This window comes from Flavobacterium sp., from assembly GCF_031422135.1.
In the GTDB taxonomy this organism is placed as follows: Bacteria; Bacteroidota; Bacteroidia; order Flavobacteriales; family Flavobacteriaceae; genus Flavobacterium.
The window spans coordinates 103717-126418 of record NZ_JANOQD010000030.1 but is presented as its reverse complement, the minus strand read 5'-3'; the positions used below and the strand labels follow the sequence as shown (position 1 = coordinate 126418).

Annotated in this window: 19 protein-coding genes and 1 tRNA gene; 8 read left to right on the top strand and 12 right to left on the bottom strand. The window is 31.2% G+C overall.

What is annotated here, in order from left to right; all coding sequences use genetic code 11:
• Window positions 1-116 precede the first annotated feature (116 nt).
• From RMO70_RS04950 to RMO70_RS04935, 4 genes are all read right to left on the bottom strand, one after another.
• Window positions 117-965: a class I SAM-dependent methyltransferase gene (locus RMO70_RS04950; RefSeq protein ID WP_310555307.1), complete on the bottom strand. Its 849-nt coding sequence runs from the start codon at window positions 963-965 to the stop codon at window positions 117-119.
• Window positions 966-1102: 137 nt separating this feature from the next.
• Window positions 1103-2974 carry a tRNA uridine-5-carboxymethylaminomethyl(34) synthesis enzyme MnmG gene (mnmG, locus tag RMO70_RS04945; protein ID WP_310555306.1) on the bottom strand — a complete coding sequence of 624 codons (1872 nt, stop codon included), beginning with the start codon at window positions 2972-2974 and terminating at the stop codon, window positions 1103-1105.
• A 199-nt stretch (window positions 2975-3173) separates the two neighbouring features.
• Entirely contained in the window at window positions 3174-3596 is a 423-nt protein-coding gene (ybeY, locus tag RMO70_RS04940; protein ID WP_310555305.1) for an rRNA maturation RNase YbeY, read from the bottom strand.
• Window positions 3589-6981, bottom strand: coding sequence for a hypothetical protein (locus tag RMO70_RS04935; protein WP_310555304.1), 3393 nt, complete (start codon window positions 6979-6981; stop codon window positions 3589-3591). The genes ybeY and RMO70_RS04935 overlap by 8 nt, the downstream gene beginning before the upstream one ends.
• A 98-nt stretch (window positions 6982-7079) precedes the next feature.
• On the opposite strand from RMO70_RS04935, the gene RMO70_RS04930 reads away from it, so the two are divergent.
• Together RMO70_RS04930 and gltX are read left to right on the top strand one after the other, a co-directional pair.
• On the top strand, window positions 7080-8108 hold the full coding sequence (locus RMO70_RS04930; protein ID WP_310555303.1) for an alkane 1-monooxygenase: 1029 nt from the start codon (window positions 7080-7082) through the stop codon (window positions 8106-8108).
• A gap of 95 nt (window positions 8109-8203) precedes the next feature.
• Window positions 8204-9721 (top strand): glutamate--tRNA ligase, encoded by a 1518-nt coding sequence (gene gltX / locus RMO70_RS04925; protein WP_310555302.1) that lies wholly within the window; start codon window positions 8204-8206, stop codon window positions 9719-9721.
• 48 nt (window positions 9722-9769) lie between these two features.
• On the opposite strand, the gene RMO70_RS04920 is transcribed toward gltX, so the two are convergent.
• A complete protein-coding gene (locus tag RMO70_RS04920; protein WP_310555301.1) occupies window positions 9770-10354 on the bottom strand; it encodes a hypothetical protein in 585 nt (194 codons plus the stop codon).
• Window positions 10355-10578: 224 nt separating this feature from the next.
• Here RMO70_RS04920 and RMO70_RS04915 point away from each other — a divergent pair, with 224 nt between their 5' ends.
• Entirely contained in the window at window positions 10579-11571 is a 993-nt protein-coding gene (locus RMO70_RS04915) for an SPFH domain-containing protein (protein ID WP_310555300.1), read from the top strand.
• 56 nt (window positions 11572-11627) lie between these two features.
• Here RMO70_RS04915 and RMO70_RS04910 read toward each other — a convergent pair whose 3' ends face one another.
• A complete protein-coding gene (locus RMO70_RS04910) occupies window positions 11628-12611 on the bottom strand; it encodes a hypothetical protein (RefSeq protein WP_310555299.1) in 984 nt (327 codons plus the stop codon).
• A 337-nt stretch (window positions 12612-12948) separates the two neighbouring features.
• Entirely contained in the window at window positions 12949-15036 is a 2088-nt protein-coding gene (locus RMO70_RS04905) for a glutamine--tRNA ligase/YqeY domain fusion protein (protein ID WP_310555298.1), read from the bottom strand.
• Window positions 15037-15130: 94 nt separating this feature from the next.
• On the opposite strand from RMO70_RS04905, the gene folB reads away from it, so the two are divergent.
• Complete coding sequence (gene folB, locus RMO70_RS04900; RefSeq protein WP_310555297.1) at window positions 15131-15499, top strand: dihydroneopterin aldolase; 369 nt, start codon at window positions 15131-15133, stop codon at window positions 15497-15499.
• 96 nt (window positions 15500-15595) lie between these two features.
• Window positions 15596-15666, top strand: a tRNA-Cys gene (locus RMO70_RS04895).
• A gap of 120 nt (window positions 15667-15786) precedes the next feature.
• Here RMO70_RS04895 and RMO70_RS04890 read toward each other — a convergent pair.
• The 5 genes from RMO70_RS04890 to RMO70_RS04870 all read right to left on the bottom strand — a co-directional run bounded on the left by RMO70_RS04890 (window position 15787) and on the right by RMO70_RS04870 (window position 21021).
• Complete coding sequence (locus RMO70_RS04890; protein ID WP_310555296.1) at window positions 15787-16158, bottom strand: hypothetical protein; 372 nt, start codon at window positions 16156-16158, stop codon at window positions 15787-15789.
• 9 nt (window positions 16159-16167) lie between these two features.
• Window positions 16168-16851, bottom strand: coding sequence for a LysE family transporter (locus tag RMO70_RS04885; RefSeq protein ID WP_310555295.1), 684 nt, complete (start codon window positions 16849-16851; stop codon window positions 16168-16170).
• A gap of 48 nt (window positions 16852-16899) precedes the next feature.
• Entirely contained in the window at window positions 16900-17571 is a 672-nt protein-coding gene (locus RMO70_RS04880; RefSeq protein WP_310555294.1) for a head GIN domain-containing protein, read from the bottom strand.
• Between the two features lie 56 nt (window positions 17572-17627).
• Entirely contained in the window at window positions 17628-19802 is a 2175-nt protein-coding gene (gene rnr / locus RMO70_RS04875) for a ribonuclease R (RefSeq protein ID WP_310555293.1), read from the bottom strand.
• A 694-nt stretch (window positions 19803-20496) separates the two neighbouring features.
• A complete protein-coding gene (locus RMO70_RS04870) occupies window positions 20497-21021 on the bottom strand; it encodes a YdeI/OmpD-associated family protein (protein WP_310555292.1) in 525 nt (174 codons plus the stop codon).
• A gap of 43 nt (window positions 21022-21064) precedes the next feature.
• Here RMO70_RS04870 and rpiB point away from each other — a divergent pair, with 43 nt between their 5' ends.
• Genes rpiB through RMO70_RS04855 form a run of 3 tightly spaced genes read left to right on the top strand, consistent with a single transcriptional unit; the run spans window position 21065 to window position 22661 of the window.
• Window positions 21065-21493 carry a ribose 5-phosphate isomerase B gene (rpiB, locus tag RMO70_RS04865; RefSeq protein WP_310555291.1) on the top strand — a complete coding sequence of 143 codons (429 nt, stop codon included), beginning with the start codon at window positions 21065-21067 and terminating at the stop codon, window positions 21491-21493.
• A gap of 17 nt (window positions 21494-21510) precedes the next feature.
• A complete protein-coding gene (locus RMO70_RS04860) occupies window positions 21511-21759 on the top strand; it encodes a hypothetical protein (protein WP_310555290.1) in 249 nt (82 codons plus the stop codon).
• Between the two features lie 2 nt (window positions 21760-21761).
• Window positions 21762-22661 carry a cation diffusion facilitator family transporter gene (locus RMO70_RS04855; RefSeq protein WP_310555289.1) on the top strand — a complete coding sequence of 300 codons (900 nt, stop codon included), beginning with the start codon at window positions 21762-21764 and terminating at the stop codon, window positions 22659-22661.
• The last annotated feature ends 41 nt before the right edge of the window (window positions 22662-22702 follow it).

Here is a 22702-nt window from a genome sequence, read left to right as displayed (position 1 = left end):
GTTTTTTATTATTAAAACGTGCTTTTTTAAGCTCGTTTTAAGCTAAAATTTCTTTTTTTGAATGAACTTGTCTGTTTTGTCGTAAAACCTTTCTTTAAATCGTTTTAAAACCGATTTTAGCTATTTTTTATGACGTAAATGTGAGACGAATATTCAAAATTTTGCTTGGCTTTGATATTTGACTTTAATCCTATATAAAATGCTTTAAAAAAATTCATTCTACCTGTTTTATATTTTTCAGACAAAAGGGAAACATAAAAACTATCAAAAACCATTGGAAGTGTTTTAATAAGTTTCAAATCTTGTTTGGCAAATAATTTTTCGATAGCGGTTTTAGAGAAATGCCACAAATGTCTTGGAACATCATAAGCAGCCCAAAAAGTTCCATAATGTTTTGCGTCGTAGGATTTGAAATTTGGCACAGCGATAATTATGGTCCCATTTGGTTTTAATATTCGCTTTAATTCTGAAATTTGTTGTTCTAAGTTTGGAATATGTTCTAGAACGTGCCACATTGTAATGACATCGAAAGTAGTTTTTTTGATATCTGATACATTTTCCACAAAAGGTACTCCTTTGGAAATTGAAATAGCTCTTGCTTTTTGACTTGGTTCTATTCCTGTGGTTTTCCAACCTGCATTTTTGGCTAAAGCTAAAAAATCACCTGTTCCTGTTCCAATATCTAATAAATTCCCTTTTTGTGGAAGAAGGGAATTTATTAAATTTAGTTTTTTATTTAAAGAATGTGTTTTTATAAATTGATACATTTTTTCAAACAAGGTTCGTTTTCCATCAGTATGCGAAATGTAATCTTCACTTTCGTAATATTTAGGAAGATTAACAGGTGACGGTTGTGGGTACGTTTTTAATAATTGCAACTCTTCGTCGATAATTAATTCAAACTCTTCGTTGGATACTGTAAAATCTTTTACTTTGATGTATGTTGGTTTTGTAGAAAAATCCATTTAACTTTTGATTTATTATTGTTTTTTGAACTATTAAGGAATTAAGTATTTGTAACTATCGTTTCACGTGGAACATTTTAATTGCGAATAATTATCAATCGTGATTTGAAATTCGTGATTTGGAATTCACAATTAAATTATCTTCCCATAAACACCAGTAACACCGAAATGTCATTTGGAGAAACTCCAGAAATTCTTGATGCTTGAGAAATAGTTACAGGACGAATTTTTTTTAATTTTTCACGAGCTTCGTATGATAATGATTTTAGTTTATCGTAATCAAAACTTTCGGGTATTTTGATGTCTTCTAATCTTGTTAGCTTTTCTGCATTGTTTCTTTCTTTTTCGATATAACCTGAATACTTAACTTGTATTTCGGCTTGTTCTAGTATTTCTTGATCTAAATCGTTTTTGGAAACATATTGAGCAACACTATCAAATTTTAAAACATCTTGTAATTCAATTTGTGGTCGAGAAAAAATCTTAAATATTTTATCTGTTTGATTGACTTCGGCAGTTTCTTTAGAAATTAAAATAGGATTTGCTTCGGAAGGAGTAATGCTGGTTTCTTTAAAAAACGCTACCATTTTTTCTGATTCGTTCAATTTGTGTTCCATTCGTCGTAAACGAGTATCAGATGCCAAACCAATTTTATTAGACATTGGTGTTAACCTAAAATCGGCGTTGTCTTGACGCAATAAGGTTCTGAATTCAGCACGAGAGGTAAACATTCTATACGGTTCTTCGGTTCCTTTGGTAATCAAATCATCTATTAAAACACCTATATAGGCTTCATCACGCTTTAAAATCATTGGTTCTTTTTCTTGGACTTTCAATGCTGCGTTAATTCCAGCCATCAATCCTTGAGAAGCGGCTTCTTCATATCCTGTTGTTCCGTTTATTTGTCCTGCAAAATACAACCCTTCTACTAATTTAGTTTCTAAAGTATGTTTGAGTTGTGTAGGAGGGAAGTAATCGTATTCAATAGCATAACCTGCGCGAAAGAATTTTACTTTCTCAAATCCTACTACAGAACGCAATGCTTTAAACTGAATGTCTTCTGGTAGTGATGTTGAAAATCCGTTGACATAGACTTCGCAAGTATCCCAACCTTCAGGTTCGATGAATAATTGATGACGGTCTTTGTCGGCAAAACGGTTTATTTTATCTTCAATAGATGGACAATATCTTGGTCCAAGACTTTTTATTCTACCGTTGAACATTGGTGAACGATCAAATCCTTCTCGCAACAAATCGTGAACTAAAGGAGAAGTATAAGTCATGTGACAATCTCTTTGATGCGCTAAAGGTTTTGTAACATCAGAATACGAAAATTTATCAGGACGAGCATCACCAGATTCTACATTCATTTTAGAATAATCTAATGAACGACCATCAACTCGTGGTGGCGTTCCTGTTTTCATTCTTCCAGATTCAAAACCTACTTTAATTAAATCTTCTGTAATTCCATAAGCAGCACTTTCGCCTGCACGACCACCTCCAAATTGTTTGTCGCCAATATGTATTAATCCGTTCAAAAATGTTCCGTTGGTTAGCACAACTGATTTGCCTCGAATAGTTAATCCTAAAGAAGTTTTTATACCTAAAACTTTATTGTTTTCGATAAGCATTCCTGAAACCATCTCTTGATAAAAATCAAGGTTTGGAGTTCTTTCTAGCATCAAGCGCCATTCTTCCGAGAAACGCATTCTATCACTTTGTACTCTAGGTGACCACATTGCTGGCCCTTTCGATTTGTTCAACATCTTGAACTGAATAGCGGTTTTGTCGGAAACTATTCCCGAATAGCCACCGATCGCATCTATCTCCCGAACAATTTGACCTTTGGCAATTCCACCCATTGCAGGATTGCAAGACATTTGTGCAATGTTTTGCAGGCTCATTGTAACGAGTAAGGTGGAGCAACCTAAATTTGCAGAAGCAGCGGCAGCCTCGCAACCTGCGTGACCTGCACCAACTACTATAACATCATATTCTTCTAAAAACATCTTTTTAATTGCGGATTGCGAATTACGAATTACGATTTAAAACCGATATTGCAATTCAAATTATGGTTTGTTCCACGTGGAACTTAATTTAAAAAATCACGAATAGCGAATAACGAATTAATGTTTCACGTGGAACAGAGTCGTAATTCGTAATTTTAAATTTCTTCACTTGTTCGAGCAAAACGCCATCGAGTCGTGATTAATTTTGTTTCACGTGAAACATTTTGATTTTTTCATCTTCTTTTGTTCTCATTAATTGTTCGTCAGACACTGTTTTGTCTTTAAATCCACAATAATGAAGAATGCCGTGAATCATCACGCGCCTTAACTCTTCGTCGAAAGATACTTTAAAATCTTCTGCGTTCTCACGAACTCTTTCAATAGAAATATAAACATCTCCGTGGATTTCTTTTCCTAATGAATAATCAAAACTAATAATGTCGGTTAAAGTGTCGTGATTCAAATGTTTTTGATTCAAATCTAAAAGATAGTCATCATCACAAAAAATATAATTTATTTCGCCTTCTGATTTCTCTTCGGATAAAATGACATTTGAAATCCAACAAGAATATTGTTCTTCGTTTGGTATTTCAAAATCCAATTCGTAATTAAAACTAATCATTTTCTTTAAAATATTCTTGAACCTTGCGGTTAAAATTCGAGCGCAAAGGTAGTGTTTGTCTGTTTAAAATTTCAATGCTATTCAAATATTCTTGTAGCTTCAGTGGTAGGGGCGAAGCAGTATTCTGAAATTCTTTTTTGTTTGTGTTCGATTGACGCTTTGTGTCTTGATTCTGTTCTTGAATGGCTTTCTCTAATTTCAATAATTCATATTTCAAATTCAGTGCTTTTTGAATAGCATCATTGCTAAATCCCTTATTGATTAACTGCCTTTCTATTTGCTTCATTTGGTCTAATGCATTTTGTCCCGCACCACCCAATCCGTTTTTTTCTAATTCTTTTTGAAGCGCATCACGCAATTGACGCTGTTCTTTTAAGATGTCTAAAACCGCTTTTGCATCGCCTTCTCCATCTTGACCGTTTTCTCCATCTTTGCCTCCTTCACCACCTTGACCAGATTTACCATCATTACCTGACTTGCCATCTTTTCCAGATTTACCATCCTTACCGGATTTTCCGTCTTTCCCTTCACCTGGTTTTTCTCCAGATTTATCACCCGGCTTGTTTCCGGGTTTGTTTCCTTTTTTCTGACTTTCTTTCATTTTTTCGCCCAAGCCTTGTTGCTTTTTAATAATGTCTGGAAGTTGCATACCCTCTCCTTTACCCGGTTTTGGTTTCCCTCCTTTACCCATTCCTGACAAAGACATTTGCATACTGTTCAAAATATCGCTTAACATATTAGCTAGGTTATTAGCACTTGTAAGGGAATATTGCTGACTTGACGTGCCTCTGGAAATGTTATTATCGGTAAATGACTCAATACTCTTATCAATATTATAATATACCTTACCTATTTCTTCCGTTATTTTTTCGCTAATTTTAGGGTTGCGTAAAGACATTGCAAACAGACTGTCGTCAACGTGTTTGAATTGTTGTTTTAAATCTTGTTGGTTTTTTAAATATTTAGAAAAAGAAGACGAAGCGTTGCTGTTTAAAGACTTGAAGTTTTTAATCAACGCTTCCTGAGAAAAAGAAAAAGCTAGTAAATTGTCTAAAATTTGACGCATCATTTCGACATCTTCTTCCATTTGTTCTTTCTCTCCACCTTCCATACCAGCGTCCATAGACTCACTCATTTCTTTCATTTTCTTAGCCGCACTTTTCTGTTTGGGAGCTGCTTTTTCCTTTTGGTTTTTTTGCAACTCTTTAGACGATTCTTGCAAGTCAGATTTTACACTCTTCTCTTTATCCTTATCCGAAGGAATGTCTAAAGGGTTTTTTAACTCGTCATTTTCTTTCTGTAGTTCTTCTAACTCCTTTTGAATTTTGTCAAATTCTTTATTGATTTCATCTTGTTTCTCTTTGGTGTTCTCGATTTTTTCGTTAGCTAATTCTTCTTGTTTTTCTGAAAGTTTTGCTAGTTTTTCAGCCAATTGTTCGGCTTTCTTTTCTACATAATAACGCTTGGTTAATTCCACTAATTGTTCTAAATTTTTCTTTTGGTTTTTACTTTTCTGTTGAAACTTCTCTACTTTATCAAACAGTTCTTCGTTTTCTAATTTCTTATTTAGTTCCTTTAACTCCTCTAAAAGTTTTTGGTTTTTCTCTAAATCCTTTTCCGCCTTCTCTAAACGTTCTTTGAGTAATTCTTTTTCAGGATCTTTTTCATCGGCTTTAAATTTCTCTAGATTGTCTTTGATTTTTTTAGAAAAATCTTTCATCATTTCGTCCTGACGATCTTGACGTTTTAAGAAGTCATCTATTTTTTGTTGGTCTTTATAATCTAGATTTTTCTTTTCTTTGTTTGATTTCTGTAATTTATCAAGTTCCGACATTTGCTTATCTTGAGCATTTAAAGATTTCTCCAAACTGTTGATGTTATCGTTTTGTTGTTGCAAACTTTCTTCTTGTTTTTCTTCGATTGTTGATTCACGATAAGAAAAAGAAGAGGACTTAGTGCTTTTATAATTGTGAATTGCATCGTTGTCAAAAATTTCAAAATAGTATTCATATGCTACTCCATCAACAATAGGTAAGGTGCTTGGAAAAGCAAAAACAAATTGATCGAAACTGTCTTTCTTAACAGCAATTATACCTTTCTTAATAACTTCGGGATTGGATTTTGGGAAATATATAACGTTCAGTTTAGACAATCTATAATCATCAGATACTTGACCTAAAACATAGTTTTTATCTCCTTTTAAACTATCGGCCGCAACGGAAACTTTAATGGTTGGAAATTGATCTTTAACCACATTTATAGCATAATTTAATTTTTCATAATTCGTAATGGCATTATTCGATGTTAAAATTTGATATTCGGTATTTTGAAAAATATTTTTAGACAAACTAAAAAGACCTCCATAATTAGCAAAAGAAAAAGCCTTGCTGTTTTCAATTAAATTAATATTTTGAGTGGCAATCGTATTGATTTTCCAAGTGATTTTTGAACCTTCTGGAACAATAGCATTCCCAGTTCCTTTAATGGTTTCTGTTTTTCTATTCAAATAATTAGGGTACTTTACAATCATTTCAAAGTTAGAAATAGCTGGAACAGTAATCACATTTAAAGTATAATCCGTTGAAGAAACCTCATTGGCCTCAATATGAAAATTCACATCGACTAGTGGTTTAGTAAGAACAAACTGAAACTCTCCTGCTTTTTTTGGTTCCATAAAATAACTTTCATCATCAATATAAATCATAGCCTTTTCAGGAAACACCTTTCCTACGGTTTTAACTTTTAAAATAAAATCTTTATTCTGTTCTGTTTGCAATTTATTATTCAAAATCTTAAAAGAAAATGGTGCTGGTGGCAAAAATTGTTGTTTGTAATTAACCACACGATTCATACTTTCTGTAATAAATTGTTGTCGTCCTGAAAGAATTAAAATAAAATAAAATAATATTGGAAGTATTGCCAAAGGCAGAAATTTCTTATTCTTATTAAAATCGATAGCATTCGCAAAAGGGATAGGTTGCAATGAATTAGCTTTTTGATCTATAGAGGCTAACAACAATTCTGATTGATTTACATCCGAAGAAAGCTGAAGAAAATTAGTCAGTTTATCATTTACATCTGAAAAATGATTGCCAATAATTTTTGAAGCATCGTTATAATCAATACCTTTTTGAAGTTTAAAGAGTTTGAATATTGGAAAAACAATAAATCTTGCCAACAAGAATACTTGAACCAAAATAAACAAAACAAAAAGAAAAGTTCTTCCTTTGGGTTTCAACCAAAGAAAATATTCGATAAAACTGGTTACAAAAAGATATATCAATCCCAAACCTACAAAGAAAATGGTTCCGCGAAGTAACTCGTTAGTATAATATTTCCTTACAAATCCTTCTAATTTTGAAAAAATGGCTGCTTTAGAATCCAAAATAAATCTATTTAATTTATGACCTATAAAGTTACAATTTTTGTTGAATATGAAAACATTAAAAAAAGTTTTGTAATTTTATTTAAAAATATAAAACTATGAAATATTTATGGGCATATTCCGTACCAATAATTGGGATGTTAGGCATTCATTATCAAGGATTTTGGTGTTGGTCAGCAATGATTTATGCTTTTGTAATGATTCCCATTGCAGAAATAGTAATGCCATTGAATACTGATAATTATTCTGAGGAAGAAATAGAAAGTCGCCTGAAAAACAAATTTTTTGATTTCTTGTTGTATTTAAATGTGCCTATTGTATATGGATCATTGCTATATTCCTTGTACATAGTAACACATAATAACTTGAGTTATGTTGAAATAGCTGGAATTATATTCAGTCTAGGTGTTATTCTTGGTGCCAACGGAATTAATGTGGCACACGAGTTGGGACATCGAAAAATGATGTTTGAGAAAATTTTGGGGAAAACTTTGTTGATTCCAAGTCATTACACTCATTTTTTTATAGAACACAATCACGGACATCATTTGCATGTTTCCACTCCAAACGATCCATCGACAGCAAAATACAATCAAACACTATATGCGTTTTGGTGGCAAACCGTTACAGGCACATATAAAGAAGCTTGGAAAATACAAAACCGACTAAACGAAATGGAAAAACAAACCTTTTATTCCATCAAAAGTGATATGTTTTGGTTTACCATCATTCAAATAAGCTATATGATTTTAATTTATAATTTCTTTGGAATTAATGGAACAATTGTTGCCTTATTTGCAGGAATTGTAGGGTTTTTAGTTCTTGAAACGGTGAATTATATAGAACATTATGGATTAAAAAGAAATCTTTTACCTTCTGGAAGATTTGAACGTGTGTCAGAGAAACATTCTTGGAATTCAAACCATGTATTAGGTCGAATTGTATTGTATGAATTGACTCACCATAGTGACCATCATTATAAATCTCAAAAAGAATATCAAATTTTAGAATACCACGACATATCACCACAAATGCCTTATGGCTATCCAACCAGTATGGTAATGTCATTTATTCCACCTTTATGGTTTGCAATAATGAACAAAAGAGTTCCTGTGGATATGAAATAGATTGTTCGAATGTTTGATTATTCAAATGTTCGAAAAATCAAAAAATCAAGCAATCGAAAAATCGAATTTGTATCTTTACATCAAAATTTACAAAAATGTCTAAACAAGTTCGTGTGCGTTTTGCACCAAGTCCAACTGGGGCTTTACATATAGGTGGTGTTCGTACTGCATTATTCAATTATTTATTTGCTAAAAAACACAACGGAGTTTTCTATTTACGAGTAGAAGATACCGATCAAAATCGTTTTGTACCTGGAGCAGAAAAATATATTTTGGATGCTTTAGAATGGTTGGGAATTTCACCAGATGAAACCGTTGAGAAAAACGAAAAGTTTGGTCCTTATCGTCAAAGCGAAAGAAAACATTTGTACAAGCAATATGCAGATGAATTAATTGCTTCAGGAAACGCATATTATGCTTTTGATACAGCCGAAAGTTTAGACCACTTAAGAAAAACAACAGAAACTGCTGGAAATACTTTCATTTACAATCATTCTGTACGTGGAACATTAGACAATTCATTGAATATTTCAGAAGAGGAAACTCAAAAAAGAATAGCTTCTGGCGAAGATTATGTGATACGTTTTAAAACACCTGTTGGTGAAACGTTACACTTGCAAGACATCATTCGTGGCGATATAAAATTTGAAACCAGTCTTTTAGATGATAAAGTTTTATTCAAAAGCGATGGAATGCCAACCTATCATTTGGCTAACATTGTCGATGATCATTTGATGGAAACATCACATGTAATTCGTGGTGAAGAATGGTTGCCCTCAATGCCATTACACGTTTTATTGTATCGCTCATTTGGCTGGGAAGCACCTGAGTTTGCTCATTTACCTTTGATATTAAAACCTGTAGGGAATGGAAAGTTATCTAAACGTGATGGGGAAAAATTAGGATTTCCTGTCTTTCCATTGCAATGGAAAACAGACGAAGGAACATCTTTAGGGTACAAAGAAATAGGGTTTTTCCCAGATGCTGTGATTAATTTTTTAGCTTTATTGGGTTGGAATGATGGTACAGAACAAGAAATATTCTCTTTAAATGAATTAGTGGAAAAATTTGATTTGAAAAGAGTAAACAAAGCAGGTGCAAAGTTTGATCCAGAGAAAAACAAGTGGTTTAACCATCAGTATTTGCAAAAACAAAGTGATGAGAGTTTAGCGGAAGCATTTGTTCAAAATCTTAAGTCAAGAGATTTCTCCTACGTCGAAATGACAAACAAGGCGGTTATGACAAAAATCACCTCTTTAATTAAAGAACGTGCTCATTTTGTAAATGAGTTTTGGAGTTTATCTGATTATTTCTTTGTTGCTCCAACATCTTATGATGAAAAAGCTTCAAAAAATTGGAAAGAAGACACACCTGATTTAATGCAACAATTAATACTGGTTATGAATTCTATCGAAGATTTTACTTCTATAAATATTGAAACCATTGTAAAAGATTGGATGACTCAAAACGAAATTGGAATGGGAAAAGTTATGCAACCGTTCCGATTGAGTTTAGTAGGAGCACTTAAAGGTCCACATCTATTTGATATTGTAGAAATAATTGGAAAAGAAGAAAGTATTAAAAGGATTGAAAAAGCGATAAATACATTATAAAAAGCAAAATCCTCCAAAATTGGAGGCTTTTGCTTTTATTATAGAAATTTAAATACATTTTTGATAGACTGGAGAATTAAAAAATCTTAGAATTGTAGTATTATTTATATCCGAATTGTTCTTATCATACATATCCAATCGTTTCAATAATTCAAAACAATCAGAAAAATAAAACCTGATTTTCAAGTAAATTTCACCTCTCAAATCAGCATTTTTTTGATTTACCGAATTGTTAAAAAAATGACTTTCAAGAACTTGATTCTTATTGTCTAGAATATGAAATTCGTAGCTAACTTTTTTACTGTCCTCATCTTCATCGGGTTTTGAAATGCTAATCAAGGTTTTGTCATTAGTTTCGGTTAAAATAAAATAGCCTTTTACTTCTTTAGAATTATTAAGCTTGTATATTTTGAATTTGTTTACGCCGAATTCTACTGAACTAAAATCGTTAAAACTCATTTTAATTTCAGAATCATTCGTAGTAAGTTTATAATAAATAATTTTTTTATTTTGATCCACACGAAAAGAATTACTTTTTATATTGGCTTTCGATCCATCGTTTTTAATAATAAACGAATCTTCAGCATTTGCATTAAAACTTATTAAGAGAAGTAAAAACAAAATCTTTTTCATAACTATTAACTTTAATTGATTGGGTAAAATTAATTTTATTGGTTATCAAAAAGATTAAGCTAATGTGAAGGAAATAACAATTTATAAATAAAATTAGTGAGCTTAAATAACTAAAATTAGTTAGCAAACAAGCTGAAAGAAATTATATGTTATTCACAAAACAATTTTTATTGTAACAATCTTATAATTTTTACGTACAACTACTATAAACAAAACTAAAAACTATGGAAAATTTCTTTTTGTATGTCTTTATTGGCATCGCTTTTTTTATTTTTATGTCTTCTTTTTTTACAGTCAAACAACAAACGTCGGTTATTATTGAACGATTCGGAAAATTTCTAGGCATTCGTCATTCTGGATTGCAACTCAAAATTCCAATTGTTGATAGAATTGCGGGTAAAATCAATCTTAAAATACAACAACTTGATGTAATTATCGAAACCAAAACGCACGATAATGTTTTCGTAAAAATAAAAGTTTCAGTTCAATTTTCTGTTATTAAAGATAATGTATATGATGCCTTTTATAAACTAGAATATCCTCACGATCAGATTACTGCATACGTTTTTGATGTTGTTCGTGCCGAAGTTCCAAAACTAAAATTAGATGATGTTTTTGAAAGAAAAGATGATATTGCCATTGCCGTAAAACGTGAATTAAACGAGGCAATGACCACTTATGGTTATGACATCATCAACACATTAATTACTGATATTGATCCAGATATTCAAGTAAAAAATGCTATGAACAGAATTAACGCTGCCGATCGTGAAAAAACAGCTGCAATGTTCGAGGGTGAAGCCGAAAGAATTAGAATCGTAGCAAAAGCAACTGCTGAGGCTGAAAGCAAAAGACTTCAAGGTCAAGGTATTGCTGACCAAAGACGTGAAATTGCTCGTGGTTTGGTAGAAAGTGTTGCCAACTTGAACAATGTTGGAATCAGTTCGCAAGAAGCATCAGCTTTGATTGTTGTAACGCAACATTATGATACTTTGCAAGCTATTGGTGCAGAAACCAATTCGAATTTGATTTTATTGCCGAATTCTCCACAAGCTGGAAGTGATATGTTGAATAATATGGTGGCTAGTTTTACAGCAAGTAATCAAGTTAGCGAATCAATGAAAAAAGCGACTAAGAAATTAAAACCAAATTCTGGTCACCACATCACACATCAATCTGATTCAAAATTGGACGAAGAAGGAAATCCTATTTTGTAAAAATAATTTTTCTATGAATATAAAAAGAGTTTCAAAATTTGGAACTCTTTTTAGTTTTAAACATCTGTAATAACATCAAAACCTTTATAACTTCCAACAATTGCAAGACCAATAATGTTTTTAGCCAGTTCTTTTCGCTTTATTTTACCAGAAATTTGGTTCAAAGTGGAGCCTGAACCAACTGCGTCATCAATCAATAAAAGATTGTTATAAGAAACATTTCCTTTAATAACAAAGGTGTTTTGGGCATTATTGATTCGCTCTTCGATTTTGTTCAATGACTTTTGAGGAACTGGAATAATACCGCCAATTTTCTGGATTTCGATAACTGGTAAGTTAATTTTCAATCCATTTGCTAAAAACTTCATTAATTGTGTTTCCCGTTTTATAGTTGGTGGAACAAAAGCAACTGCATCAATATCATATTCTGAAATTATAATATCTATTTTTTGTTTGATTTCTTGTATCAAAATCTTCATCAACATTTTATTTTGACCTTGCTTAGCATAATGCAAAATGGTGCCTAATCTTGTTTTTCCAAAACGTTCGATAGCATAAAAATCTAAATATAACAATTCATCAACAAAAATTTTATCATACCCTTTTGTGTTTTTCAATTTATCTAAACCTGAAATTAAACCGTTATTATCTAGATCGTTGTTGTATTTGTCTTTGGTTAATATAAATTCGTCAATGGTTTTTTCTAAAGGCAGTTTTCTTTTTTGACACCAATTTTCGAAAGCGTCTAAACCTTCGAGTAATTGACCAATTTCAGTAATAAGGATAAAATTTTCATTTAGAAAAGTTTGCTTTTCTTTCGAAATACTAATTTTTGGAATAGAAGAAATTGTTTGAAACTCCTTCTTTCTATAAATAGTTTTTGGAGTACTTCCAATTTTTTCTATATATTCGATTTCGACTAGACTATTCAAAATTAAATGAACCATTTGTTTAGATACAGAAAGCTCATTCACAATTTCGGTTACACTCAACTCTTTTTCTAAATCAAAGAGTTTAATTATTTTTTCTTTAATTTTCATATATTAGACTATTTACCATCAATAGTCAAATGTAAAACAATATTAAATCAATTCAAAATATTTGACTATTTACTATCAATAGTCAAATATCTAATGTTCATAAAATGTATTTTTTATAATTTTAAATACTAAAACTAAAATAAGGCTTTTTAATAAATTATTTTTTATAAAACACCTAAACACCTTAACTGATTTTTTTATTTGATTAAAACTAATTTATGGGGGTCTTTTTTTTTATAAAAAACTATGGTTTTTTAATTTTTAATAACAAAAAACTATAATAGAAAAATCCGCTCGATGGCGGATTTTTGATTCATAAAAACTATGGCTTGAGGATTTATAATAATTCCAAAACTTTTTCGCTTTTCTCTGAATTTTTTAATTCTGATAATTGCATTTGAAAGTTTATGAAATTATCAGAATCCTTTTTCAAATTTTGAATGGCTAAAATTCGAACTGAAGCCAATTGACTTTTTAATGACATCGAATATAGTTTTGATAATTGTTCTATTTCAATATCTTTTGCAGAAACTTTATCAGAATGTTTCAAAATCAAGTTAGAAAATAACAAAGCATTATTATCATTCTTGATGTTTTTGATAATCGTGTTGACAATCAAACTGTAATTATCAATCGATTTAATATTTTCAATAATTGGAATCAATAAATTTTCGGCAACAGTTTCGTCTTTCTCTTTGACATATTTATTGATTTCTTTTTGCATATTCATCAATAAATTTTCTTCTTTTTTGCCTTTTTCTTCCCAAGCATCTTTAAGTCCAACTGTTTTGTTAAACACTAATTTTGAGTTAGTTGACTCTTTGTCAACATTAAAATAACCCAAACGTTGAAACTGAAACTGGTCGCCAGATTTAGCATCGGCAATACTTGGTTCGACAAATCCCTTAACTATTTCTAATGAGGATTTATTCATAAAATCCAAGAAATTTCTTTCTTTGTGAGCATCTGGCGCTTCGTCTATAAACAATCTATCATACAAACGAACTTCGGCTTCCAAGGCGTGTTTTACAGAAACCCAATGTAAAGTTCCTGCTACTTTTCGTTGACTAGCCTCGCTACCGCTTCCCGAACGAGAATCTGGATCGTAGGTGACTTGAATTTCAGTAATATTGCCGTTTACATCTTTTGTAACTGATTCACCTTTAATAATATATCCGTTTTTTAATCGAACCTCATTTCCGATACTTAATCTGAAAAATTTAGCTGGAGCAACTTCTAAAAAATCTTCTTTTTCGATGTATAATTCTCTTGAAAAAGGTACTTTTCGAAATCCAGCAGCTTCGTCTTCTTGGTTGTTTTCTGCATCGAGTAATTCTTCTTTATCGGAAGGATAATTTGTAATTAAGAGTTTTATTGGATCTAAAACAGCCATAACACGTGGAGCTGTTTTATTCAAATCTTCTCGCAAACAGAAATCCAAAAGTGACACATCAATAATATTCTCCCGTTTTGCAACACCAATAGTTTCACAAAAAGTACGGATAGATTTAGCAGTATAACCACGACGACGCAATCCAGAAATAGTTGGCATTCGTGGATCATCCCAACCATTAACAGCTTTATCTTGAACTAGTTGCAAAAGCTTTCTTTTGCTCATTACGGTGTAATTCAAGTTCAGACGAGCAAATTCGTATTGGTTTGGTCTGACTTTATTTTCATCATAAATTTGATCTAAAAACCAATTGTACAATTCGCGGTGCATTACAAATTCTAACGTACAAATAGAATGTGAAATTTGTTCGATATAATCGCTTTCACCATGTGCAAAATCATACATAGGATATATTTTCCAATTATCGCCAGTTCTGTGATGATGTCTGTGCAATACTCTATAAATCAAGGGATCACGCATCAACATATTGGTAGAAGCCATATCGATTTTGGCTCTCAAGACGTGTTTTCCTTCTTGGAAATCACCGTTTTTCATTCCTTCAAATAAAGCCAAATTTTCATCAACTGAACGATTACGAAATGGCCCATCGATTCCAGTTTGCGTTGGCGTTCCTTTTTGAGCTGCCATTTCTTCAGAGGATTGACTGTCGATATAAGCTTTACCGTTTTTTATCATCAAAACTGCCCAATCATATAGTTGCTGGAAATAATCAGATGCATAACGTTCTTCTGCCCATTTGAAGCCTAGCCAAGTTAAGTCTTCTTTGATTGCATCAACATATTCTTGTTCTTCTTTAGCAGGATTTGTATCGTCAAAACGTAAATTTACTGGTGCATTGTACTTTAATCCCAATCCAAAATTAAGACAAATTGATTTGGCGTGACCAATATGCAAATAACCATTAGGTTCTGGTGGAAAACGAAAACGTAATTTATCTTGAGGAAAACCACTAGCTAAGCTGTCTTCTATGATTTGTTCTAAGAAATTTAAAGATTTATCTTCTGATGCCATTATATTGTTTTATTTTAGCAAAGATAAAAATTTAGATGATAGATAATAGACTTAAAAACAATAGATATTAGACTTTAGGGTAAATTGAAAAAAAATGGGAACTATAAAACTACAAAACATACGTACGTTTTCGTACCACGGTTGTTTGATTGAAGAAGCAAAAATAGGATCTAATTACCGAATTGATTTAGAAATAAAAACCGATTTAGCTAAATCAGCTTTATCAGATGATTTGAAAGATACAGTGGATTATGTGCTTTTAAATCAAATTGTGGTTGATGAAATGGCTATTCGATCCAACTTATTAGAACACGTGGCGAGAAGAATTATTGGAACTTCGATGCAAAAAATTACAAATTTAAATTATATAAAAGTTTCTGTTTCTAAACTAAATCCGCCTATTGGTGGTGATGTTGAAGCGGTTACAATTGAAATGGAAGCGTTTTTTACAGATAATAGATAATAGACAAAAAGATAATAGGCAGTTTTGTTTAAAGTTTTTGGCTTTTGGCTTTTGGCTAATAACTTTTTTCTTATATTTGCAATCCGCTAAACAAATGGCGTCGTGGCCGAGCGGCTAGGCTGGGCTCTGCAAAAGCTCCTACTCCGGTTCGAATCCGGACGATGCCTCTAAAACCTTCAAAGAAATTTGGAGGTTTTTTTTATGGAAATTTTTAGAAAAAATTGAGTAAAGATATGTTCGAATCCAGACGATGATTATACAATAAAATACTGAAATATTTTTATATTTTATAGGTTATTATATATTTCTTGAACCTTCTTCCAATATGATTTATTCCTGTTTTGAAACATTATGTAGTAGAATTTATTAAAAAAAAATGATTTTAAATTTTGTTTTTCTAATGTAAATAAGATTGTTGTTACAAGCCATTCCTCATCAAAACCTTTCCATTCACCAGCAACGTTTAAAAGATTCACTTGAAGTAGGGGAAATACTTCTTTTTTATTTATTTCTCTGATTTCAGCGAATGAATATGGAGATTTTTTGAAAGTTTCAGCTATATGAATAAAAGTATTATCTGAAAGTTCTGTATCTAAATAAAACTCAGAAAGTGCCATCCAAACTGGTTTTCGTTCTTCTATTGAAAATGATAAATTCATCTTGAAAAACTACTTTTTCTCCATTTTATTAATCGCATTTTTTACAAACTTTTGCTCGCTAGGATACCAACCTTCAATTAATAGAAAAACACCAAAAATAACCATTACAATACTACTTATTTTTTTTATTTTGATAATATTTGGTGGTGTTAATTTGTTTTTTAACTGCTTAGATAATAGTATTTTACAAATATCTGTTGCAATATAAGAAACAATTACAGTGGTAAAAAACCATACTACATTTGAGTTGTCCATTTGAAGTTTTGGTCCGTAAGTAATAATAATAAGCAACCAGAAACCTAAAACTCCAATATTTATAAAATTGAGTAAAAATCCTTTAATAAAAAGGCTTAGATAGTCTTTTTTGATAACTTCTGCCGCTTCTTCCTCATCATCTGCTTTTACGGCTTTACGTAGTTTAAAAAACGATATTAAGCCATAGGTTACCATAATAATTCCACCAAAAATATACAATGCTGGATCGTCTTTTAAACTCTGAATCAATCGGTAACTTCCTAAATAAGCTATAGAAATAAAGAAAACATCGGCTAAAATAACCCCTAAATCAAACATTAATGCGGCTCGAAAGCCTTTAGTAAGTGCTGTTTCTAGTAACACAAAGAAAACTGGACCTATCATAAAACTCAAAAAAAAGCCTAATGGGATTCCGTTTCTTAAAATGTATTCTAACATAAAATTTTGTGTTTAGGAGAAATGGCAAGTTAATAATTTAAAATCAAACTAACTTTTACTTATAATAATTTTTCCTCCAAGCACTTTTTTCTCATTGACTTGCTTCGGGTTTCCGTAAATAGTAATAGTTCCTCCTGCTCTGGTTTTTGCCTCAACTAAATCAGAGGCAAAAACATCAGCACTTCCACCAGCGTTTACTGAAACTTTAGTTTGTTTTGTTTTGCACTCTTTTGCATCTACAATAGCTCCAGTACTGATTATTACATCAAGATTTTCTGCATACCCTGAAAGTCTAATTTTTCCGCCTTGTGATGCTTTTAAAATTAAATTTTGAATGTGAAGATTTAATTTTATTTCTGCCCCTTCTTTGGTAATTATTTCAAAATCAGATGCTTCAATTTCAGTATCACAAGATAAGTAAGAACCTTCATTAGCTTCGACAGCAATTAAATTTTGAAAATATACTTTAGCTACTAAATCTTCACCATCTAGAAATTTTCCCATTGGAAGTCTAATTTTCAACTCATCATTGACTAAAACAACTTCAGCTTCGGCTTGATATTTCCCTTGAAATTCGATTTTATTTTCCTTTGATTCTATTAATTGAACGGATATTTTATCAAAAGCAGTCACTTTAGTAAAATCTCCTAAATTTTTGGTTACTTGCCCAAAATGGTATTGGGAAACCAATATAAAAGTTAATAAAAGTATCTTTTTCATTTGTATTGTATTTAAAGTTATACCAAACTGATATTTAAACTTTATAAGACATATATTTAATTTTTTCTTAAAAAGTAAAAATCCAATTGTTTCTTAACTAAATCAGCGGTTTTTACTTTAACGTAAATTTCATCACCTAATTGTAATAAACTTTTGGTTGTAGCACCAACGAGTGCATATTGCTTTTCGTCGAACGTGTAATAATCGTCTTTGATTTCTCGAATACGCACCATTCCTTCGCATTTATTTTCGATAATTTCGACATAAATTCCCCATTCGGTCACACCAGAAATTACACCTAAAAATTCTTGATCTTGATGATCTTGCATGTATTTTACTTGCATATATTTGATAGAATCGCGTTCGGCATTAGTTGCTAAACCTTCCATAGTGGAACAATGCAAACATTTTTCTTCATATACTTCTTCTGAAACCGATTTTCCTTCGTTTAAATAAAACTGCAATAATCGATGTACCATCACATCTGGATAACGACGAATTGGTGAGGTAAAATGACTGTAATAATCAAAAGCCAAACCATAATGTCCAATATTATCTGTTGAATATTTGGCTTTACTCATACTTCGTATGGCTAAAGTATCAATCAGATTTTGCTCTTTTGTGCCGTTAACATCTTCCATTAATTGGTTTAATGCTTTGGAAATATCGCCATTTCTGAAATCGATTTTATAACCAAATTTTGCAATAACGGCTTGCATAGCATACAATTTGTCTTCGTTTGGTTCGTCGTGAATTCTATAAATAAAAGTTTTCTTTTGTTTGCCAATATACTCGGCTACTTTTTTATTTGCCAAAAGCATAAACTCTTCAATCAAGTGATTGGCATCTTTAGAAACTTTAAAATAAACACCTTCTGGATCACCATCTTCACTCAAATTGAATTTTACTTCCACTTTATCAAAAGAAATGGCGCCATCATTCATACGCTTGCGACGCATAATTTTTGCTAACTCGTCAAGTTTTAAAGTTGCAGCAACTATTTCGTCTGAAACTACATAAGTACTCCCTGTAATTGATGTTTCAAGAGGAATTGTATTGTCTTTGGTTTCTATAATATACTGGGCTTCTTCGTACGCAAAACGTTGGTTAGAATCGATTACTGTTCTTCCAAACCATTGATTGATAACTGTTGCTTTTTCATCGATCTCGAAAATAGCGGAGAACGTATATTTTTCTTCGTTTGGTCTTAACGAACATGCAAAATTTGATAAAACTTCAGGAAGCATTGGTACAACACGATCTACTAAATAAACAGAAGTGGCCCGTTGATACGCTTCATCATCTAAAATAGTTCCTTCTTGAAGATAATGAGAAACATCGGCAATGTGAATTCCAATTTCGTAGTTCCCGTTTTCTAATTTTTTGAACGAAAGTGCATCATCAAAATCTTTTGCATCTTTTGGATCGATAGTAAAAGTTAAGGTTTGTCGCATATCACGACGTTTGGCAATTTCATCTTCATGAATAGAAGTATCTATTTTTTGTGCAAAAACTTCTACTTCAACAGGAAATTCAGATGGTAAACCGTACTCGGCCAAAATAGCGTGAATTTCTGTATTGTGTTCTCCTGGTTTTCCTAAAACTTTGGTTACTGTTCCAAAAGGGGAATCGGCTTTTTTAGGCCAATCTTCAATATGAACCAACACAACATCACCGTTTTCTGCATCTCCAATTTTATCTTTTGGAATAAAAATATCTGTGTACATTTTTGGATTTGCGGTGGAAACAAAAGCAAAATTAGGATGAATGGCTATTACACCCACAAAATCAGTTTTGGCTCTTTCAACGACTTCTATCACTTCTCCTTCAGGACGTTTTCCTTTTCTTCGGTTGTAAACATAGACTTTAACCGTGTCTTTATCTAAAGCTCTGTTCAAATTATTGGTCGGAATAAAAACATCTTCACCAAAATCTGGACAAACAAAATAAGCTGTTTTTCGGGAAGTCATATCAATGGTTCCTTCGTAATAATCTTGTGAAATGGCTTTCACTAAATATTTTCCAGGTTCAGATTCAATAATTTTTTTTGTAGAAGCTAGAATTTTTAAAGCTGCAATAATTTCATTTCTAGATTTAGTATCATCAACTTCTAAAAGGGCTGCAATTTGTTTGTAATTAAATCCTTTATTGGCGTTTTGTGATAGCATTTTTATAATTTTTGTGGAGAAGTCTTTCTCTTTTTTTCCAAACTTTTTTGGCATTTTACTCATAATTCATTTTTATAAAGTTGAAATTTACGAATAAGATTTTAGAATTCAGATTTAAAGAAAATATAACTTTTTGAAGAGAAATAGACGGAGAGATAATAGATAAAGAGATAATAGACTAATATCGATTAGAATTCAACTTTTGTCTTTTATCTATCCGTCTTTTATCGTTTAATCTTTTTCAAACTTATCAACATCTATTAAAAACAACAAAAAGAAAAATTAAAATTAAATTATTTTTTTATGGTTATGATAGCGTGTTAATAGCTACTATAACTTTCGTATAAAAGACACAATAATTAAGTTATTGAAAGTTATACAAGACAATTAACACTATTAAATAAATCTAAAGTAATGAAAAAGAACTTGTTTTGATATTTTACTAACAGTTGTTAACAATCAAAAAACAACTACTTTTCTTGATAAGTTTAGTGTTCTTTTCTGTTAATAACCTTTCCTTTTTGGGTGATAAATAGTCTATAAAAACACTTAACTAAATTAGATTTTCTCGATTGCATTTTGGATTACGATTTTAATTGATACAAGAATAAAAAAGTTTTGATTTTCTTTCCAAAGTTGTTAACAGAAGTTGTTAAGGTAAGGTTAATTGATTATCAAGCAATTGAGTTGGGTTATTAACAGTGTTACAAAAAAATTAGTAAGTTGTTGATTTGCAGTAAATTACATTGAAAAAAATTTATATAGAATTTTTGTCTCTGAAATTTTTATACTCTTCTTGATAAATTATAGGATCAAATTCACCTTTATTTCGTTTTAAATGTTCTATAAAAACAAATGATTTTTTGATTTTTAATTGTGAATTTTTGGTTTTGGAAAGCATATATAAAAGGCTTCTTTTTTTTCCAGGTGTTAATTTTTGGAACCATAAATTTCCTTCATCATCAGAGGCTAAAACCTCTTGCAATTCTTCGCAAATTTCCATTCCAAATTCAGAGGTATCAGCAACAATTTCAACAGAAATTATATCATTAACATTTAATTTTAAAGTCTTAATTTTATCTTTGCTCAGCATAATGTAGTGAAATGGTTTTTTTGGAATCATCGCACAATGAAAAGTGATTGAATTGTTTATTGTACAAATAATTCGCTTATCGGGCGATATTTTTATCATTTCTTTATAAACGGCATCAGGAATAATAATTATAGAGGTCCAAAAAACTTTGCTTTCTTCAAATCTTGAAATATTTGCGGTAAATTTCATTTTCAAATGTTTAATTTTGTAAAGATAACAAACAACTACAACAATGAAAATCTCAATAGGAAACGACCACGCTGGACCAGAATATAAATTTGCAATTGTGAAAATGCTCGAGGCAAATGGTCATGATGTTATTAATTATGGAACCGATTCGGTAGATTCGGTAGATTATCCAGATTTTGGTCACAAAGTAGCTTTGGATCTTGAAAATAAAAATGCGGATTTCGGAATCATTATCTGCGGAAGCGGAAACGGTATTGCGATGTCAGCAAACAAACACCAAGGAATTCGTGCTGCATTGTGTTGGACAAAAGAAATTGCCGCTTTGGCACGCCAACACAATGATGCAAATATTATTAGTATTCCTGCGCGTTTTACTTCTATACAACAAGCCATAGAAATGGTTGAAACGTTCTTAAAAACGGATTTCGAAGGAGGAAGACACGCTTCGAGAGTGGGAAAAATTAATTGTTAAATAAATAAAATAAAAATATGATTGAGAAAAATGATTATTCCAATTTATCGCTTGAAGAATTAGTAGCAAAACAAAAATCATTATCAAATTGGCAAAAAATATTTATTGGTCTTGCAGTTGTTTCTGTTGCTATGACGCTTTATGCAGTTTATAAAGATAATATAGGTAAGCACGCTTTTTTTATATTGGGCTCTTTATTTTTAATGCTTAACAATGGTACTAAATTAAAAAAAGTTGAAACAGAAATTGAAAAACGAAAAAATTAATTTTGTCACACAACCACGCACATCACGAAGTAAAAGGTAGAAACCTTTTATTTTCAATCGTATTAAATATTGTAATCACTGTTGCACAGGTTGTTGGCGGCATCCTTTCAGGAAGTTTGGCTTTAATTTCCGATGCTTTACACAATTTTTCTGATGTACTAACTTTGATATTTAGTTACATTGCCAATGTTTTATCCAAGAAAAAAGCGTCATTAAATCAAACTTTTGGGTATAAAAGAGCAGAATTAATTGCGGCTTTTGTGAACTCAATTACTTTGATTATAGTGGCTGTTTATTTAATATTTGAAGCCACACATCGATTTTCAAATCCACAAGTTATTAAATCGGAATTAGTTATTTGGTTGTCTGTTTTAGGAATAGCAGTCAATGGACTTTCGGCATTAATGCTAAAAAAAGATGCAGAACATAATATCAATATGAAATCGGCTTACATTCATCTTTTTACTGATATGATGGCTTCTGTGGCGGTTTTAATAGGTGGAATTCTAATGAAATATTATCAGATCTATTGGATTGATAGTGTTTTGACTTTTGCAATCGCTATTTATCTGATTTATGTTGGGTACGATTTATTGAAACAATCCACTAAAATGTTAATGCTTTTTACACCCTCAAATATCGATATTAAAGAATTGGTTCGTGAAGTGCATAAAATCTCAGGCGTTAATAAACTTCATCATATTCACGTTTGGCATTTGAACGATCACGAATTACACTTGGAAGCTCATTTAGACTGTTCGGAAGATATAAAAATGAGTGAGTTTAATACTTTATTATCTGAAATAGAAGAAGTATTGTTGCAAAAATTTCAAATTAATCACATTAATATCCAGCCCGAATTTCAGAAATTAGATTCGAAAGATTTTATCGTTCAAGATTAGATTTTTTATGAATTTCTCAAAAAACAGAACTCAAATTATCA